Consider the following 17,872-nt stretch of genomic DNA (forward strand, 5'->3'; position numbering starts at 1 on the left):
ACAGCTGGTGCCTGTCCCCGCACACCGGCTGTTTATTCGCATCGCAAGTTTGCCCGTAAAGCAGAGCGCGTGGTTGCCGCTGGCGGCCGCGACGGGGTTTGGCACACCGCATGCCTGGCATCGTGCGGCCGCGGCCCCGAGGCTCTGCCTCCCCTTCCCTGGAGTGCATCCATGCTGAGGATTGTACGGCTTGCGCTGGAGCGGCCTTATACCTTCGTCGTTCTCGCGCTGCTGATCCTGATCGTCGGACCCCTGGCTGCGCTGCGCACGCCGACCGACATTTTCCCGGATATCAAGATTCCGGTGATCGCAGTGGTATGGCAGTACACCGGCTTGCCGCCGGAGCAGATGGCCGGCCGCATCGCATCGCCGTTCGAGCGCGTGCTGACCACCACCGTCAACGATGTGGAACACATCGAGGCCAAGTCGATCGCCGGCTTCGGCATCATCAAGATCTTCTTCCAGCCCAACGTCAACATCGCCACCGCCAATGCGCAGGTGACGGCCGTGTCGCAGACCCTGCTCAAGCAGTTGCCGCCGGGCATCACGCCGCCGCTGATCCTCAACTACAACGCATCGACGGTGCCGATCCTGCAGCTGGCGCTGTCGGGCAAGGGCCTGAGCGAACAAAACCTGGGCGATCTTGGCCTCAACATCCTGCGGCCGCAGCTGGTGTCGGTGGCGGGTGCGGCGATTCCCTATCCCTACGGCGGCAAGACGCGCCAGGTGCAGATCGACGTCGACTCGGCCAAGCTGCAGGCGCGCGGCCTCTCGGCGCAGGACGTGGCCAATGCGCTGGCGGCGCAGAACCTGATCATACCGGTGGGCACCGAAAAGATCGGCACGTTCGAGTACACGCTGAACCTCAACAACTCCCCATCGGACATCGCCGACCTGGGCGACCTGCCGGTCAAGACGGTCAACGGCACCACCATCTACATCCGCGACGTGGCGCATGTGCGCGACGGCGCGCCGCCGCAGACCAACGTGGTGCATGTGGACGGCAAGCGCTCGGTGCTGCTGAGCATCCTCAAGAACGGCTCGGCATCGACGCTGGCCATCGTCGCGGGCATCAAGCAGCGCGTGATCGACAGCAAGGGCCTGCTGCCGGACAACCTGAAAGTGTCGCCGATCGGCGATCAGTCGCTGTTCGTGCGCGCGGCGATCACCGGCGTGGCGCGCGAAGGCGTGATCGCGGCGGCGCTCACCAGCCTCATGATTCTGCTGTTCCTGGGCAGCTGGCGTTCCACGGTGATCATCGCGGTGTCGATTCCGCTGGCGATTCTGGGCGCCATTGCGCTGCTTTCGGCGCTGGGCGAAACGCTCAACATCATGACCCTTGGCGGCTTGGCACTGGCGGTGGGCATCCTGGTCGATGACGCCACGGTGACCATCGAAAACATCAACTGGCACCTGGAGCACGGCAAGGACGTGGAAACGGCGATCATCGACGGCGCCAAGCAGATCGTTACGCCCGCGTTCGTCTCGCTGCTGTGCATCTGTATCGTGTTCGTGCCGATGTTCTTCCTCAACGGCGTGGCGCGCTACCTGTTCGTGCCGATGGCCGAGGCGGTGATGTTCGCCATGGTGTGCTCGTTCGTGCTCTCGCGCACGCTGGTGCCGACGATGGCGAAGTTCCTGCTGAAAGCACACGCGCCGCACGCCGACGGACTCGATGCGCGGCCACCGTCGCGCAACGCGCTGGTGCGTTTCCAGCGCGCGTTCGAGGCACGCTTTGAGCGCATCCGCGCCACCTACCACGGCCTGCTGGAGCTTGCGCTGGGCCGGCGCAGGCCGTTCGTGCTCGGCTTCCTGGCTTTTGTGCTGGTGTCCTTCCTGCTGGTGCCGTTCCTGGGCCGCAACTTTTTCCCGGACGTGGACGGCGGGCAGATCCTGATGCACGTGCGCGCCCAGGTCGGCACGCGCGTGGAAGACACCGCCAACCTCTTCAGCCACATCGAGCGGACCGTGCGTGGCGTCATCCCGCCGCAAGAGTTAGGTACCGTGGTGGACAACATCGGCCTGTCCAACAGCGGCATCAACACCACCTACAACAACACCGGCCTGATCGGCGAGCAGGACGGCGACATCCAGATCGCCTTGAACGAAGGCCATCGCCCCACCGCCGAATACGTGCGCAAGCTGCGCGAGTTGTTGCCGCGCACGTATCCGGGCGTGACGTTCTCATTTCCGCCGGCGGACATCGTCAGCCAGATCCTCAACTTCGGCGCGCCCGCACCGCTGGACCTGCAAATTCGCGGCCCACATCTGGCGGCCAATTTCGCTTACGCCAACCAGTTGCTGGGGCAGATCAAGCGGGTGCCGGGCGTGGTCGATGCGCGCATCCAGGAGTCGCAGGCCAGTCCCGCCTTCGACGTGAATGTGGACCGCACGCAGGCGCAACTGGTGGGCATCACCGAGCGCGATATCACCAACAGCCTGGTGGTGAACCTGGCCGGTTCCAGCCAGGTGGCGCCGACGTTTTGGTTGAATCCGGCCAACGGCGTGTCCTATCCGATCGTAATGCAGACGCCGCAGTACAACCTCGACAGCCTCGCGTCGCTGCGCAACCTGCCCGTCAACGGTGGCAGCGGCCAGGCGCAGGTGCTGGGCGGCCTGGTGACGCTCAGGCGCAGCAACACCAACGACGTGATCGACCAGTACGACATCCAATCGGTGGTGCAGATCTACGCGGCCACGCAAGATCGCGATCTGGGCGGTGTGGCGTCGGACGTGCAGAAGCTGATCGACGCCAGCGCCGGCCAGCAGCCCAAAGGCTCGCACGTGGTGCTGCTGGGCCAGGTGCAGACCATGAACAGCGCCTTCTCGGGCTTGATATTCGGCCTGCTCGGCGCGGTGGTGCTGATCTATCTGTTGATCGTGGTGAACTTCCAGTCGTGGAGCGATCCGTTCGTGATCATCACGGCGCTGCCCGCCGCGCTAGCCGGCATCGTGTGGATGCTGTTCGCCACGCACACGCCGTTGTCGGTGCCCGCGCTGACCGGCGCGATCATGTGCATGGGCGTGGCTACCGCCAATTCGATCCTGGTGGTGAGCTTCTGCCGTGAGCGCCTGGCCGAGCATGGCAATGCCACGGTTGCGGCGCTCGAAGCGGGCTTCACGCGCTTCCGTCCGGTCTGCATGACCGCGCTGGCGATGATCATCGGCATGGCGCCGATGGCATTGGGCCTGGGCGAGGGCGGCGAACAGAACGCACCGCTCGGTCGCGCGGTGATCGGCGGACTCATCTTTGCCACCGGTGCCACGCTGCTGTTCGTGCCGGTGGTGTTCAGCATCGTCCATGGGCGTCGCAAGCATGCCCCGAAAGAAGCCAATGCTACGGGAGAACCCAGCTATGTCGTCTGAAACCGTGGCGCATCCCGCCGAGAAACTGTCCCGGCGCGGCTTGCGCCTGACCGGTATCACCGTCGCGGCGGTGCTGGTAGCGATCGTGGCGATCGGCCTGGTCACGCGCGCCACGCAGGCGAGCAGCCTGAAAACCTGGACCGACGAACAGGCCGTGCCCACCGTCAACGTGGTTGTGCCCGAGCCTGGCAAGACCGGTCCCGTGCTCGATCTTCCCGGCCGCCTGGAGGCCTTCACCCGCGCGCCGATCTACGCCCAGGTGAGCGGTTATCTGAAAGACTGGAAAACCGACATCGGCACGCCGGTGAAAGGCGGCCAGCTGCTCGGCGAAATCGACACGCCGGAACTGGACCAGCAGCTGGTGCAGGCGCGCGCGGATCTGGCCAGCGCCAAAGCCAACGCGGAACTCGCCGGCATCACCGCCAAACGCTGGCAGGCGATGCTGGGCAGCGATTCGGTGGCGCAACAGGACGTCGACCAGCGCACCAGCGACTACAGCGCGAAAGTGGCGCTGATGAACGCGGCCCAGGCCAATGTCGACCGGCTGGTGGCGGCGAAGGCTTTCGCGCGCATCGTGGCGCCGTTCGATGGCGTGGTTACCGCGCGCGACACCGACGTCGGCGCCCTGATCAACGCCGGCGGCGGCACCGGTCCGGAACTGTTCGTGGTGTCGGACATCCATCAGCTGCGCGTTTACGTGCAAGTGCCGCAGAGTTACGCGCCCTCGATCCGCCCCGGCAGCGCCGCCGTCCTGGTGGTGCCCGAATACCCGGGACGCGAATTCCACGCCAAGGTGATCGCGACGTCCAATGCCGTCAACGCCAACTCCGGCACCACGCTGGCGCAGCTGCTGGTCGACAACGGCGACAGCGCGCTGATGCCGGGCGCCTTCGCGCACGTGCGCTTCAGCCTGCCGGTCGATGGCACCGCGCTGCGCGTGCCGGCCAGTTCGCTGATCTTCGACAATGCCGGCCTGCGCGTAGCAACGGTGGGTGCGGGCGACAAGATCGCGTTCAAGAAGGTGAGCATTCTGTACGACTATGGCAAGTCGGTCGAAATCGGTGCGGGCCTCAACGCGGGCGATCGCGTGATCGACAGCCCGCCGGACGGCATCAAGGACGGCGACGCGGTGAAGATCGCCACTGACCAGGCAACGGCCAAGCCCCATGAAAAAGCCTGAATTCGTCCTCGCCATGGCCATCGCCGCGGTGCTTGCCGGCTGCTCGCTGGCGCCGGCGTACAAGCCGCCGGCCACGCCCGCAGCGACGGCGTACAACGATGTCGGTCCATGGATCGCCGCGCAGCCAGGCGACCGGTTGCCGCGTGAAAACTGGTGGCATCTGTATGCCGACGCCCAGCTCGATCAGCTGCAGGCGAAGTTGCTCGCCAACAATGCCGATCTTGCCGCGGCGCTGGCACACTACACGCAGGCGCAGGCTTTCAGCGCGCAAGCGCATTCGCAGTTGTTCCCGCAGATTGGCGCCGGTGCCGTCGGCGAACGCCAGCGCGAATCGGACAACTCGCCGCCGGCGCGCAACCCCTCCGCACCGGCCGACTACAACGCCTACACCGTAGGCCTGCAGGCCAGCTATGAAGTGGATGTGTGGGGCCGCGTACGCAACACGGTCGAGGCAGGGCGCGACAACGCACTGGCCGCGCAGGCGGACCTGGCCTCGGCGCAGCTCAGCCTGCAGGCACAACTGGCCGACAGCTACATGCAGTTGCGCGGCCTGGACCAGCAGATCGCCCTGCTGCAGCAGACCATGCAGGCGTACGCCAAGGCATTGACGCTGACACAGACACTGCACGCTGGCGGCATCGTCTCCGGCCTGGACGTGTCGCGCGCGCAGACGCAGTTATCCGATGCGCGTTCGCAATGGTCGCAAACGGTGGCGCAGCGCGAACTGGTGCAGGATGCGATCGCCGTGCTGGTGGGCGAAAGCGCTTCCACTTTCAGCCTGCCCGCGCAAGCCGCGGCGATCGCGGTACCGGCCGTGCCGCTGGATGTGCCTTCCACGCTCCTGCAGCGGCGTCCCGACGTCGCGGCGGCGGAGCGTCGCGTGGCCGCCGCCAACGCCGGTATCGGCATCGCGCGTGCGGCATGGTTTCCCTCGCTCACGCTCAACGCGCAAGGCGGTTTCCAGAGCACCGGCTGGGCGAACCTGCTCACCGCGCCCAACCGCATCTGGGCACTGGGCCCGGCACTGGCCTACGACGTATTCGACGGCGGCTATCGCAAGGCCACCATCGCCGCGGCCAAGGCCAAGACCGACGAAGCCGGCGCGAACTATCGCAGCGTGGTGCTCGGCGCGTTCCAGCAAGTGCAGGACAATCTTGCCTTGCTCGACCACCTGGGCGCGGCCAGCGCCGATCAGAAAGACGCTTCCGACGCCGCGCAGCACGCGCTGGATCTGTCGATGACACAGTACAAGCACGGCGCGGTGAGCTATCTGGACGTGGTGCAGGCGCAGACCGTCGCGCTACAGGAACAGCGCGGCCTGCTGCAGCTGGACACGCAGCGCCTGCGCGCCAGCGTGCAGCTGATCCGTGCGCTCGGGGGCGGCTGGTCGGTGGATCAGTTGGCGCGCAGGTAAGATTGGGCGGGCGCGGCGCGATCCTCTCGCTCATCGCGCCCGGCAATGCGAGAATGCGCGCAGTCCGAAGGAAACCAGCATGATGACGAAAACCGGCGAAACCGATCCCGGCCATAGCGGGACTTCCGACCAGCACGGCATCCCCACCGGCATGCACAAGCCGGCGCACGGGCCGCTGGATACGATCGAAACTACCGCCACCGACGAAGTGCTGCACGACACGGCATTGCGCGATTCGAGCCTGCGCGTCCCACGCTGACGCGCCCTGGCACCCCGCCGGCCCCGCGCACTCCTGTCGTCTGGAGTGCAGCTGCGGCGCGCTTGGTTTTTCAGACAAAACATACCGTCTTCAGGCGGCGGCGCGGGTATACTCGCGCCGGGATAGCCGCCCGCGCGCATTCTCACTGCCGCGCCGCGGGCAAAAAAAGGATGATGGGTAACGTCGATTCATCGTTGGACAGGGTGCGGTTGCAGGTTTGCAAGGATCAACCCTCGTTTCGATCAGGCGACTGTCAGGAACCCTCTATGAATACGGACCGTTCCATGCCATCGGGGCAGCAGGCCCAGCGCGCGCGCCAGTTTCTGCGCTGGCATCGCAAGCTGGCGCGCAGCGTCGATCACGATGCGGTGATGGCCAACGTCCAGGACAGCGGCATGTTCACGCCGCGCTATGCGTTCATGGCGATCATGTCCTGCGGCATCGCCATCCTTGGCCTGTTGCAGTCCTCCGCCGCGGTCGTGATCGGCGCGATGCTGATCTCGCCATTGATGGGGCCCATCGTGCAGCTGGGTTTTTCGCTGTGCGTAGTGAACTTTGGCATGATGCGGCACGCGCTGATCGCGCTGCTGGGCGGCATCGCGCTGGCGCTGCTCACCGCCATGTGCGTGGTGTGGCTGTCGCCGTTGCGCGAGGCGACAAGCGAAATCCTTGCACGCACGCAACCGACCTTGTTCGATCTGCTGGTGGCGCTGTTCTCGGGCCTTGCCGGCGGCTACGCCGTGGTCACGCGCAAGGGCGAGGCGATCGTGGGCGTGGCCATCGCCACCGCGCTGATGCCACCGCTTGCCGTGGTCGCCTATGGCCTGGCGACCTGGGACACGGGCATCGCCGGCGGCGCATTCTTCCTGTTCATGACCAACCTGCTGGCAATCGCGCTGGCCATGACGCTAGTGGCCAAATGGTACGGATTCGGCGCGAAGAACTCCCAGCACACCGCGTGGCAATCGCTGGTGATCGCCGTTACCTTCGTCGTGCTGGCCATTCCGCTGGGCCTGGCGCTGCGCAATATCGGCGAACAATCGCTGGCCGCCAAGCAGGCGCAGGCCGTCATCGCCAGTTATCTGGACGGCCATGGCGGCAGCATCGAACAGCTCAAGGTGGAGCGGCGCGGCGATCAATACCTGATCAATGCCGTACTGCTGGTGCCCGCGTACCTTGCCGACGCGCAGGACAATATCCAAAACCTGCTGCGGCAGAAGCTCAAACGCGATGCCATCGTGCAGGTGCGCCAATCGCTGGAGGCCAGCGACAGCTCCCGCCGCGACCGCGCCGACATCGACAGCCTGCGCGCGCAGATCGATGACCTTACCTTGCAGGTCAACGAGCTCAAGCGCCAGGCCGAACCGTGGATTGCGCTGCACGTGAAAGACCTGCTGCAGCAACCGGGGGACGTGGCGGTCGATATGAGCCGGCGCAAAATCGTCATTTCGTTGCCGCCTTCAGGGGATGCCGATGCGGGCAGGCTCAGTGAGCTGAAGAGGCGTCTATCGGCGCTCGAACCGGGCTGGGATGTCGATGTCGTCGTGGCGCCGGCGGCGACGTCTCCATCGGGCCATTGACTGAACCGGCACCGCGAAGGCGTCGCGCGGATCCAGATGATGCCGCGTGGCGGTGAAACAGCGGCGTGGTATCAATCCAAGCGGCCCTCGCCGGGCAAGCGGTCCGGCAGCACAAATTCAAATCCCCGCTGCTCCAGGTGAGTCAACGTTTCGTCCAGTATGGCGGCGGTGGCCGGCCTGTCGTGCATGAGCAGGATCGACTGATCATCGGTCTCCTCCAGGGAAAGATGCAGAATCTGCTCGGATTGAGTGACCCACGTATCTCCGCTGTTGGCGTTCCAAAGCATCTGATGCATACCCGACGCTTCGGCCGAACGTTGCACGGCGTCAGACGTCATTCCAAAAGGAGGGCGAAAATAAACGGGCCGGCGGCCGGTAACCCGTGCTATGCGCTGGCTGCATCCTTCAATCTGTTGATGAAGTTCATCGGCACGAAGCTTGGTGAGCTGGAGATGGTCGTAACTATGGTTGCCGATCAGGTGGCCGTCGCGCTCCAGTTCGCCGAGCATGTCCGACTTGGTTGCGTCCAGGCGGCTGCAGATGACGAAGAAAATGGCGTGTGCACGATGCTTGCGCAATACATCGAGAATCTTTTCGTCCACGCCGCTCCCATACGGGCCATCGTCGAACGTAAGCACGGCGTATTTCTTTCCGGCGATCCAATCGCCTGCGCTGCGCCAGTCATGCTGCACGATGCGCGTGACGCTGTTATGGCCTTCGCTAAGTGCGAAATGCGGTCGTTGCGTATTGCGCTCGATGAAAAGAACCAGGCAGACGCCGCAAAGCAAGGTCAGCGCCGCCGATAGCACCTGCCGGTGGAAGGTCTGGTTTCCGAGTGTGTCAGTTTTAAGCAAGGTCATGGTGCGATGTCTCCAACAACCTGGGCTTGCGCCCTCCAGCACCCTCTTGAACGCGGTGAAGCTACAGTTCGCAAGAGATGAAGAAGCGTCCGCTGTCGTTCATCAAAGTAAGGTCGATGGAACCCATGCACGCGCCGTGCCAGCCGCGAAGGTGTCTTTTCACGGTGTGCTGCGCGCTTCCACAGGCAAATAGGGACGCGATAAGTAAAGTCATCGCGCGCTGCGAAACGAAATGACGTAACGCGGCGCTATCGCGCGGCAGCGAAGCTTTCGCGAAGTTGAAAGGGATCACGCCATGCTTGCGTAGTGCTTACGTTGCGGGCAACGGAGCCTTTCCGATTACCGGCCGCGCGCGCCTGCGCCGAACTTCAACTCCATCTGCAGCAGGAATTCCCGTCCGTATACGTTGTAGTTGTCGTAGTTGAAATACGGGTAGGCCGTATAGGTCGGGTCGCTGGGCGGCATCTTGTTGGCGAGGTTGTTGACCAGCATGGATAGCTCAAGGCTGCGCGTGGGCCGATAACTCACGCTTGTGTTGAACGTGATCCATGGCGACAGGCGTCCGGCACCGGGTACGCCGGCACCGTCATTGGTTGCCAGATAGTTGGGCGAGGGTCCGTAGCGATGCCCGTAAAGCGCGCCGCTCCAACGGCCGTTCGGACTGGTCCAAGCGATGCTGCCGCTGACGATGCTTTTGAACTCGGTGCTGTATTGCGGATTGGCCAGGTTGTTGATCGGCACCTGGCCGGACGCCAGCTGGTACTGGTGCCTGAGCATGTCGTTGTAATCGAGCTGCAGGTCGAAGCTGCCGATATGCCAGGGCGAAAAGCCGTAGCGCGCACTGCCGACGATCGAGCCGGTCACTTCGTTGGCGAGGTTGGCGTAATAGGTGGTGATACCGGTGATAGGGCCGGTGCCCAATGCACGCTGTACCTGTCCGTTGGTCGCATTGGTAAGGGACAGGCACCGCACCGACTCGGGGTTGAGCTGCCCGAGCAGGCATTGCGCGTCGGTGCGAATCAACGTGTCGATGTCTTGCTGCACCACTTCGTCGCGGATGGCGATATGCAGGTAGTCGACGCTGAAACTGACCTTGTTGACGGGCGACCACACCGTTCCCACCGACCAGCTTTGCGCAGTGGTGGGCTGCAGCGTGGTATTGGGCAGCGTCGTGCCGCGGATGCCGTATTGATAGGCGCTGCCGCAGGTGCTGGCATGCGCCAGCGCGCACTGGTAGTAGTCGGTGATGGTGGTGTAGTAGTCGGTAGGGCCCAGAAAGATCGCCGACAGATCCGGCGCCTTGAACGAGGTGGTGTAATTGCCGCGAACCAGAAAGCTGTCGGTGGGGCGAAATTCCAGGCCGGCCTTATAGGTGAACTTGTGGTTGTCGCTGCCTTGCTCCAGCGCATAGCGGTCGTAGCGGCCCGACAGATCCAGCGTCAACAGGGGCAGCCATGGCAGATTCAACTCGAACGCCGCCGCCCCATGCGCGCGCTGCCCGCCGCCGCCCGTGGCGGCGTGTTCGAACACCGCGTCCTGCGTGTAGAGCGGATTGAGCGGCTCGTACCACGCTTCGCTGCCGCCTTCGAGCAGCGCGGCGAAACCCGCGTCGCCGCCGGGCAGTGCGAACAGTGCGGGGTTGCTGAGCGTCGCGCGCGTATTGTTGATCCAGGTGTTGCTCAATTCGCCCACGCCTTGGGTGAAGCTCGCGTATTGCGCGGGCGTAACCGGTGCGAAGAACGCCTTGTAGTTGGGGTTGTACATATTGAGCCCGGAAGCCGGATCGACGCCAACCACCGGCCCGAGGATGTTGTAGAAAAAAGCGTCGATACGCGAGGTGATTGCCAGCGGCTCGACCACCTCGGTGCGATCGCCGGTGCGCAGGAAATAGATGTCCCAATCCCAGCCGGAGTCGCCAAGATGGCCGTTGGCGCCAAGATCGGCCTGATACAGCAGATCGCTCTGGCGGTACATCTGTCCCGCCGCGCCGCCGGGCATTTCTTCCGGCGCGAAAAACTTTTCCAGGTACAGATAGTGGCCGGTGGCCGCGTCTTCGATCGCGCCTTCGGGCAAGTCGTCGGGAAACCATGCGGGCACGCCGGGAAACCAGCGCTGCTGCTGCCAGTTCAACATGATGTCGCTGTACAGCCGAAGCTGCTCGCTGACGCGGTCATCGAGCTTGAGCATGCCATCGTAGTTGCGGCTCTGATTGCCGAAGGTAACGTAGCCGGGCAGTTTGTCCGAGCCGCAGTACTGGCCCTGGCCGACGGCCGGGTTTTGGCTCAGTACGGTGCTGTTTGCGAACAGATGGTTGTCGCAGCCGGCGGGTGGGCTCAAGTAGCCCAAGGGTTCGCCGGTAAAGGTGGCGGCCGTGCCGTAATCGAGTATGCCGGCCTGCACGCTTGGCGGCATAGCGCCGGACGGGCCGGAACGGGTGCCTACCGTCAACGGACGCTGATAGCCCCAGATCGGCGATGCGTTGTCGAACTCCGCCGCGCCGGTCACGCGCAACGGCCCGAACGTGCGGCCAAAGACAAAACTCACGCGCTGGTTGGCGCCGCCGCCATCGGAAAACGTGCCGGTACGCACCGACAGTTCGCCGCCCTCCACGTTCGAGCGCGTCACGATGTTGATCACTCCGCCGATCGCCTGCGAGCCGTAGATCGACGAAGCGCCGCCGGGCATCACGTCGATATGGTCGACGATGGCGATCGGCAGGTTGGCGATGCTGGTGAAATTGAAGGTCCCGTTGTAAAGGCGTCCAAAGTCGGCAATCGGCTTGCCATCCACCAAGATCAGCGTGAACTGCGGCCCCAGGCCGAACAGGCTCACCGGCTGCGCACCCTGGGTGAAGCTGCCGGCGGTCTGCTGGCCTTGCACGGAACCGGTAGCCAGCACCGAGTTTTCCAGCACGTCGGCAATGCTGGTGAAACCGCGCAGTTTGATGTCCTGCGCGCTGATGGTGTACGTGGGCGTGGCCGTCTGGATGGCCGCGTTGCCGATCAACGATCCGCTGACATTGACCGCATCGAGCGTTCTGGGTACGAGGGCGATGGCGCGAGCCGGCGCCATCGTTGCCGCACGCGGCGACGCTAGCGGCTCCAGCACGAAGTTGCCCTCGCCCGCGGTTTTCCAGCCCAGGCCTGTGCCGGCCAACAGTTGCCGCAGGGCATCGACCGGCGTGAAGCGCCCGGCGACGCCGCGCGTGGTCTTGCCGGCCGCCAGATCGGGTGAATAAACGATCTGCACGTCGCCCTGCGACGCCAGCGCATCGAGTGCGCTGCGCAGGTCGCCGGGCTGGATCTTGAACAGGTGACGCGGCGCTTCGCTCGCGCCGGCCGCCGTCGCGGACGCGCTTATCGGCAAAAGCGGCATCGCCGCGCACAGCATCGCGGCGAAAGACCGCCTCGTCATCAAGCCGCGCGCGGCCGCGCGGAAAGAGGCGCCCGGGCCTTCCTTCCGATCACAGTGCCACAGGCCCGTCTTCCCCATCCCTCTCCTGGCGCGTAGGCATCGCACGCTGGCCGGTCAGGGTTGATCATAGGGCAAGGGCGCGGGCTCGCAAGGTCGTCGCGGGCATAAGCAAAGCCCCGCCGGGAAGGGCGAGGTTGCCAAGCCATGGCACGCGTCCTTGCGCACCGTAAGCGCTGGGGTTGGCCGTCCATCGAGCGGCACCGCCAACCCCTAAGACGTGTGCGAAACGCAAAACCCTACCCGTCCGCGCGCGAACGCATGGCGATGCCGTCAGAACGCTTAGCGCTGACGCGTCAGCGCGAGGTGCTGCGCATCGATGCGCGTGGCCCGAACCGCCCAGCCTTGCTGCAGCAGGGCCAGGAAGGCCGGCTGGTCATGGGTACGGAAAGCCCCGCTGATGCGGATGTCGCGCAATGACGGATCGCTGATTTCCAGCTTGGTCGTGCTATAGCGATTCATCTCCTGGACCAGGTCCGCCAGGCGCCAGTCGTGCACGAACAGTTTGCCTTCCGTCCAGCCGCGCAGATCCTGCGTATCGATCGCGTGTACCGCCGAAATGCGGCCGCTTTCATCGTACGCCAGCCCTTGTCCGCCGATCAGCGCGGCATCGTGCGGCGTGCCGTTGGCCGGTGTGGTGGCAATGGCGAGCTTGCCCTTGATCAGTGCGACGTCGGTGCAGTCGTCGTTGATGCGCACCTGGAACTGCGTGCCGACCGCGGTGACGGTGCCGTGCAGCGCATGCACCACGAAGGGCCAGGCATGATTGCCGTGCACCGAGAATTGCGCCTGCCCATGCAGCAAATCCACGCGGCGGGTGCTGGCGCTATAGCTGACCATCACCTGCGTGTCGGTATCGAGCACGATGGAGGATCCATCGGCAAGCTGCACGGTTTGCTGTTGCCCGGCGGCGGTCGTGTAAGTGACCCCGGCCGGGGCGGGCGCGGGCGAAGACCAGCGTGGCACGATCACCGACGCTACCACCGCGGCCGCGGCGGCCGCCGCCACGGTGGGAAACAGCCAGCGCCGGGGCGAACGCGCCGACGGTTCGGGCTTCAACGCGCGCCATGCCGCGGCGGCGACGGCCGGATGCCTGGATGCATCAAGGCTAAGCCGCCATAGCCTTTCCACGTCGCGATAGGCGGCGGCGTGCGATGGATCGGCTGCGCGCCAGCGCTCAAACGCGGCGCGCTGGGCGGGTGGGTAGGCCGGATCGAGCAAGCGTGCAAACCACTGCTCGGCCTCGCCTTGCGAGTCCGGCGCGGTATCCCTGTTTGCATCCTGCCTGTCCATGTTCATTAAAACGTATCAACCGGCCAATCGCCTACCTTGCGCCGCAGCTGTGTCAGCGCCGTGGCGAGGTGCTTTTCGACCATCTTGACCGATATGCCGCAGCGTTCGGCGATCTGCGCATGGCTCAGGTCGTGCACGCGCTTGAGCAGATACACGCGTTGGCACTTGGGCGGCAGCGCCACGATCGCCTGGCTCAGGCGCGCCATCTGCTGATCGTGCACGGCGCGCTGTTCGGGCGATTGTTCGGCGGTGGCGATTTCCAGCCCGTCCAGGCCGATGTGATCCTTGCTGCGATGCGTCTGCGCCACGCGAAATTGATCGTGCGCCACATTCACCGCGATACGGTAAAGCAGCTGCTTCCACGCCGACGGCGGTTCCGAATCGCGATAGCGCAGCAGCTTGGCCATGCTTTCCTGCGCGGCATCCTCGGCATCCTGTTCGGTGGCCGTGCGCACGCGCAGAAACTGGACCAGGTTGCGAAACTGGTCGCGAATAAAGACATCGAAGCTATGCGCCTGCTCGCCGGCACCGATGGCCGGGATATCCGGCAGCGATGCGAACGACGCGCTCTCCCGCTTGTTATCCATCCCCGGTTTCACGCCACCTACCCCATATCAAACGAATGTGGACCAAAACACAGCGGCGCGCAATCGTCCGCCGTGGATGGCGGACGATGCCGCACCGTGAGAAGGTCCCCTGGCGCGCGCGCCGCGCGTCAGTCTGGCGCAAGCTTTGCGAAGAAAGAGCGAAGGCGGCCGGCCGCCTTCGCTCTTATGCCGCTATTTGGAAATCAGCAGCAGCAGTGATTGCCCGCATTGGTTGTAGGTGGCGCCGCTGCCGCCGATCAGCGTTTCGTTGCCCGGCGTTACCCAGGTATTGGGGCCGTCGTTCCAGTTGCAGGTATCGGTCACGCGATACCAGTTGGTGCCGGTGGGCGGCGGCGGCAAGGTAAAGGTCACCTGGCCGGACCAGCCGTTGTAGGCGATATAGATCGAATTGGCATCGCCGAAGGACGAACCGTTGATGGTGTAGGCAATGGCGTAGTTGCTGGTGTTGTTCCAGTAACTGGTGGTGGCCTGCACGCCGCTCGGTTCCCACCACTCCACCTGGCTGCTGGTGTACCAGTTCAGCGGGCGCAGCGAAGGATGCGCCAGGCGGAACGCAATGGCACGCTGGGCGAAGTTATAGAAGTTCGATTGATCGGACGTCCAGGAGAAGTTGAGCCAGTTGGCGGTGGAGTCGACGTTGTAGGGATTGTTGTTGCACTGGAGAGAACGCAGGTATTCGTCGCCGCCGGCCATGATCGGCGTACCTGCCGAGAGCATGGTAAAGGCCAGGCCCGTGCGCGCCGCACGCCGCTGGTCTGCGGCCGCGCCGCCCTGGTTCCAGCTGTAGTTGGTGGTGTTGCCGCCGGAGGAGGGGCCATACGGCCAGCCCTGGCTGTTATTCGGGCCGTTGCAGTAATAAACGTCGTACAGCGTAAAGCCGTCGTGGATATCCATGTAGTTGGTGGAGTTCCACGGATAGCGGCCGTTGCCCTGGAAGATGCTGGAGGAGCCGGTGAAATCCTGCGCGTCCTGGTCGATCGAAATGGTCATGTTGCCAAGTTCGTTCTGCGCCTGGCGCAAGGTGTTTTCGAACACGCCGTTCCATTCGGACCAGCCTGCCGGGAACTGGCCCTGGTCGTCGCCGCCGCTGGCGCTCCACGGTTCGGCGAACAGATCCACGCCGCTGCCGCCGCTGGCCGGCCGCACGGTGAGGTTGGCAAGAATCTGGTTGATCGCCGTTTTCGAATCGGCGGCGTCGAAATTGAAGCCGCCATTGGGACAATTGGGCGCTGCCGCTTCATAGGATTGGTTGAGGCAGTTGTTGCCCAGGATCGGGCCTTCATCGAAACGGAAGCCGTCCACGCCCATCGTCGTGCTCCAGTAGGAGAGCGAGTCGATGATCATCTGCTGCGCGACGGGGTTGTAGGTATTGAAGTTCGCACCGATGCCGGTGTCGTCGTAGAAATACTGGTTGCCGGTGGTCAGCTCGTAATAGGTCGCATTGTCCAGGCCGCGCCAGGAGATCATGGTTGCGGTGGTGGGGTCCGAGCCGCTCCAGGTGCCGCCTTCGGCCGTGTGGTTGTACACCACGTCCATGTACACCTTGATGCCGGCGTTGTGGAACGCCTGCACCATCGCCTGGAATTCCGCGGTGGGGCCGCCGGCTGCTTTGTTATACGCATAGCGGCGATCGGGCGCGAAGAAATCCTCGGTCATGTAGCCCCAGTAATTCTGGTCTTGCGTCGAATCGGGGATGACGTCGTTCTCGTCGTTCTGCGTTTCCTGGATCGGCAGGAATTCGACCGCCGTAACGCCGAGGCTGGCCAGGTAGCTGGCTTTCAGCCCCGCACCGTAATACGTACCCTGGTATTGCGAAGCGATGCTCGGATCCTGCTTGGTCAGGCCGCGCACATTCACTTCGTAGATCACATCGTCTTTCTGCGCGCGCGTGGGCTTGGTGCCGGTGCTTTGCGTGCTGGTTGCAAGCACGATGCCCTTGGGCGCATACGTGCCGCTGTCGATCAGCCGGTAGGCCACGCCGAAATTGGCATCGACGGTGCCGCCCGTGGCGAAGATGTCGGCATCCTGGTTTTGCGCATTCAGCGGGTCCTGGCTGATTTCGCGCGCATAGGGGTCGATCATCAGCTTGTTCGGATTGAAGCGGTTGCCGTTGCTGTCCACGTCGGACACGAAGCCCACCGACGATCCCTTGGTCCAGCTTGAGCTATACGTCCAGTTGGGCCCCCAGGCGCGGTAGCCGTAATACACGCTGCCGGTGATGCCGGCACTTTTGATCGACGACACCGGCACCACCACCTGCCACACGCCGCTGCCGACGTTGCTCAGCGGATAGGTGGCCGACTCCTGCACGCCGTAGCCGGCGCTGTACAGATACAGCACCATGTAGGTGGCATTGGCGGAATAAACGCGAAAAGTGATCTGCGTCTGCGCGGCGTTATAACTGGCGCCCAGATTGTTCGGGTTGATTGCCGCGCGCGCGGGCATCAACGGCAATATGGCCAGGCCGGCGCAAACCAGCAGAGCCGCTAGAAATTTAGGACACTTCATTCGGGCATGCCTCCATCCTGCTTCATGATTGAACAGGTTCAATGGACGTGCGTTGCAAGGGTTCCCTTAAAAGTGCATGCCTCATGCAAGCGTGCATGCCGCAGCTGCGTTGAACGCCGAATCGATCTCCCCATCGATTGCGTAGATAAAAACTTGCGCGTTGGGCGGTGCGTCAGCTGGTGCGGGGCATGGTAGAAAGCATCGCGGTGCAGCAACCAGCGTATGCATACGTATTCATGCGAAGAAAATGTGCGTCACGGCGCGATGCGCGTGCATGGCGTGAAGAAGATGTCTACAAGTGGGAGGTGCCGTGTCGCAAAACGAGGTCAAGCGATGGCAGGTTTGTCCTGCCGCGCCGGCCGCGGGTGCGGCGCAGAAGGTGTTGGCCTCCAGTGCGGCGACGACGCGCCACATGAAATGTCGAAACGCGCAAAGAAAAACGCCGCGTGGACATCCACGCGGCGCTCTTGGGTTTTTTACAGCCGCAACGCTAGCGCCATCTCACCACGGCGCGGCCACGATCGACAGCGATTCCCAATACACCGGAACCTTGCTTGCATGCGTATCGGCAACCGGGTTGCTCAACGCCACCTGCTGGTGCGGCAGGGGACGCCAGCCGCCAGCGCGCAGGAAGGACAGCGCCACCGCCAGATTACCCTGCAGCGCGGGCACTGCATCGTGCGCGAATGCCTTGATGGCCGTGTCCGCCGTGCCGAACTTCACCGCCTCGTAGGCAGGAATGATCTGGTAGTGATCGCGGATCATCAGCCCCGCGAAGGTCTTGTCGAACGTATCGCCGCTGAGCGACTCCAGCGTAGCCATGCGCGCGCAGTGGGTGGCGGCTTGTTGCAGCGCGGCGCGATCGACCGAGCTGCCGGCGATCGCGGCCAGCTTCTGGTCCAGCGCCGATCGCTCGGCCAGCACCATGTTGGCCACTTCAAGGATCCGCGGATTGGTCGATTTCTGCAGGGCCAGCTTGGCCATGGCCATCTGCGATGCGTTGTCGGCCATGGCACGGGCAAGGAATGCATGCTCGCCGCTGTCCAGCGCCTGGTTGTTGTCCGCGGCCAAAGCGGTGCTTAGCACTGAAGTGCACCACATCACCAGCAGCGACCCCATTACCAAACGCGTCAGGTTTATTTTGCGCATACGACCTTCCCACCCATCGCCCGAGCCACGAAAGCCCCACGACACCAATGTGAACCCGGATAAGTTCACTTTGCGTTTAGATTTCGTCAGGCTCTTATATAACGGCGTGTCCCGCCTTACGATTTATTCCTAGATGTCAGCGCGCCGTGTCCAAGATGTGAAGCGCTCGCCCGCCTGGCGGTTC

The 17,872-nt window shown here is 64.0% G+C and carries 11 protein-coding genes; 5 read left to right on the forward strand and 6 right to left on the reverse strand.

The window, feature by feature from the left end:
- Positions 1–171 precede the first annotated feature (171 nt).
- From VME63_RS06325 to VME63_RS06345, 5 genes are all read left to right on the forward strand, one after another.
- On the forward strand, positions 172–3,366 hold the full coding sequence (locus VME63_RS06325; protein ID WP_325431397.1) for an efflux RND transporter permease subunit: 3,195 nt from the start codon (positions 172–174) through the stop codon (positions 3,364–3,366).
- Positions 3,356–4,546, forward strand: coding sequence for an efflux RND transporter periplasmic adaptor subunit (locus VME63_RS06330; RefSeq protein WP_325431399.1), 1,191 nt, complete (start codon positions 3,356–3,358; stop codon positions 4,544–4,546). The genes VME63_RS06325 and VME63_RS06330 overlap by 11 nt, the downstream gene beginning before the upstream one ends.
- Positions 4,533–5,960 carry an efflux transporter outer membrane subunit gene (locus VME63_RS06335; protein ID WP_325431401.1) on the forward strand — a complete coding sequence of 476 codons (1,428 nt, stop codon included), beginning with the start codon at positions 4,533–4,535 and terminating at the stop codon, positions 5,958–5,960. The genes VME63_RS06330 and VME63_RS06335 overlap by 14 nt, the downstream gene beginning before the upstream one ends.
- Before the next feature lie 79 nt (positions 5,961–6,039).
- Entirely contained in the window at positions 6,040–6,219 is a 180-nt protein-coding gene (locus VME63_RS06340) for a hypothetical protein (protein ID WP_325431403.1), read from the forward strand.
- A 266-nt stretch (positions 6,220–6,485) separates the two neighbouring features.
- Positions 6,486–7,799 (forward strand): DUF389 domain-containing protein, encoded by a 1,314-nt coding sequence (locus VME63_RS06345; RefSeq protein ID WP_325431405.1) that lies wholly within the window; start codon positions 6,486–6,488, stop codon positions 7,797–7,799.
- Between the two features lie 71 nt (positions 7,800–7,870).
- Here the strand turns inward: VME63_RS06345 and VME63_RS06350 are convergent, their stop codons facing one another.
- The 6 genes from VME63_RS06350 to VME63_RS06375 all read right to left on the reverse strand — a co-directional run bounded on the left by VME63_RS06350 (position 7,871) and on the right by VME63_RS06375 (position 17,688).
- Entirely contained in the window at positions 7,871–8,659 is a 789-nt protein-coding gene (locus VME63_RS06350) for a polysaccharide deacetylase family protein (protein WP_325431407.1), read from the reverse strand.
- A gap of 339 nt (positions 8,660–8,998) precedes the next feature.
- Entirely contained in the window at positions 8,999–12,073 is a 3,075-nt protein-coding gene (locus tag VME63_RS06355; protein WP_325431409.1) for a TonB-dependent receptor, read from the reverse strand.
- 339 nt (positions 12,074–12,412) lie between these two features.
- Positions 12,413–13,429 (reverse strand): FecR family protein, encoded by a 1,017-nt coding sequence (locus VME63_RS06360; protein ID WP_325431412.1) that lies wholly within the window; start codon positions 13,427–13,429, stop codon positions 12,413–12,415.
- Positions 13,429–14,010: an RNA polymerase sigma factor gene (locus tag VME63_RS06365; protein ID WP_325431414.1), complete on the reverse strand. Its 582-nt coding sequence runs from the start codon at positions 14,008–14,010 to the stop codon at positions 13,429–13,431. The genes VME63_RS06360 and VME63_RS06365 overlap by 1 nt, the downstream gene beginning before the upstream one ends.
- A gap of 192 nt (positions 14,011–14,202) precedes the next feature.
- A complete protein-coding gene (locus tag VME63_RS06370) occupies positions 14,203–16,539 on the reverse strand; it encodes an alpha-amylase family glycosyl hydrolase (RefSeq protein ID WP_325431416.1) in 2,337 nt (778 codons plus the stop codon).
- Positions 16,540–17,040: 501 nt separating this feature from the next.
- Positions 17,041–17,688: a DUF4142 domain-containing protein gene (locus tag VME63_RS06375; RefSeq protein WP_325431418.1), complete on the reverse strand. Its 648-nt coding sequence runs from the start codon at positions 17,686–17,688 to the stop codon at positions 17,041–17,043.
- Positions 17,689–17,872: the final 184 nt, after the last annotated feature.

It is taken from the genome of Dyella sp. (assembly GCF_035503745.1).
Taxonomy (GTDB): domain Bacteria; phylum Pseudomonadota; class Gammaproteobacteria; order Xanthomonadales; family Rhodanobacteraceae; genus Dyella_B.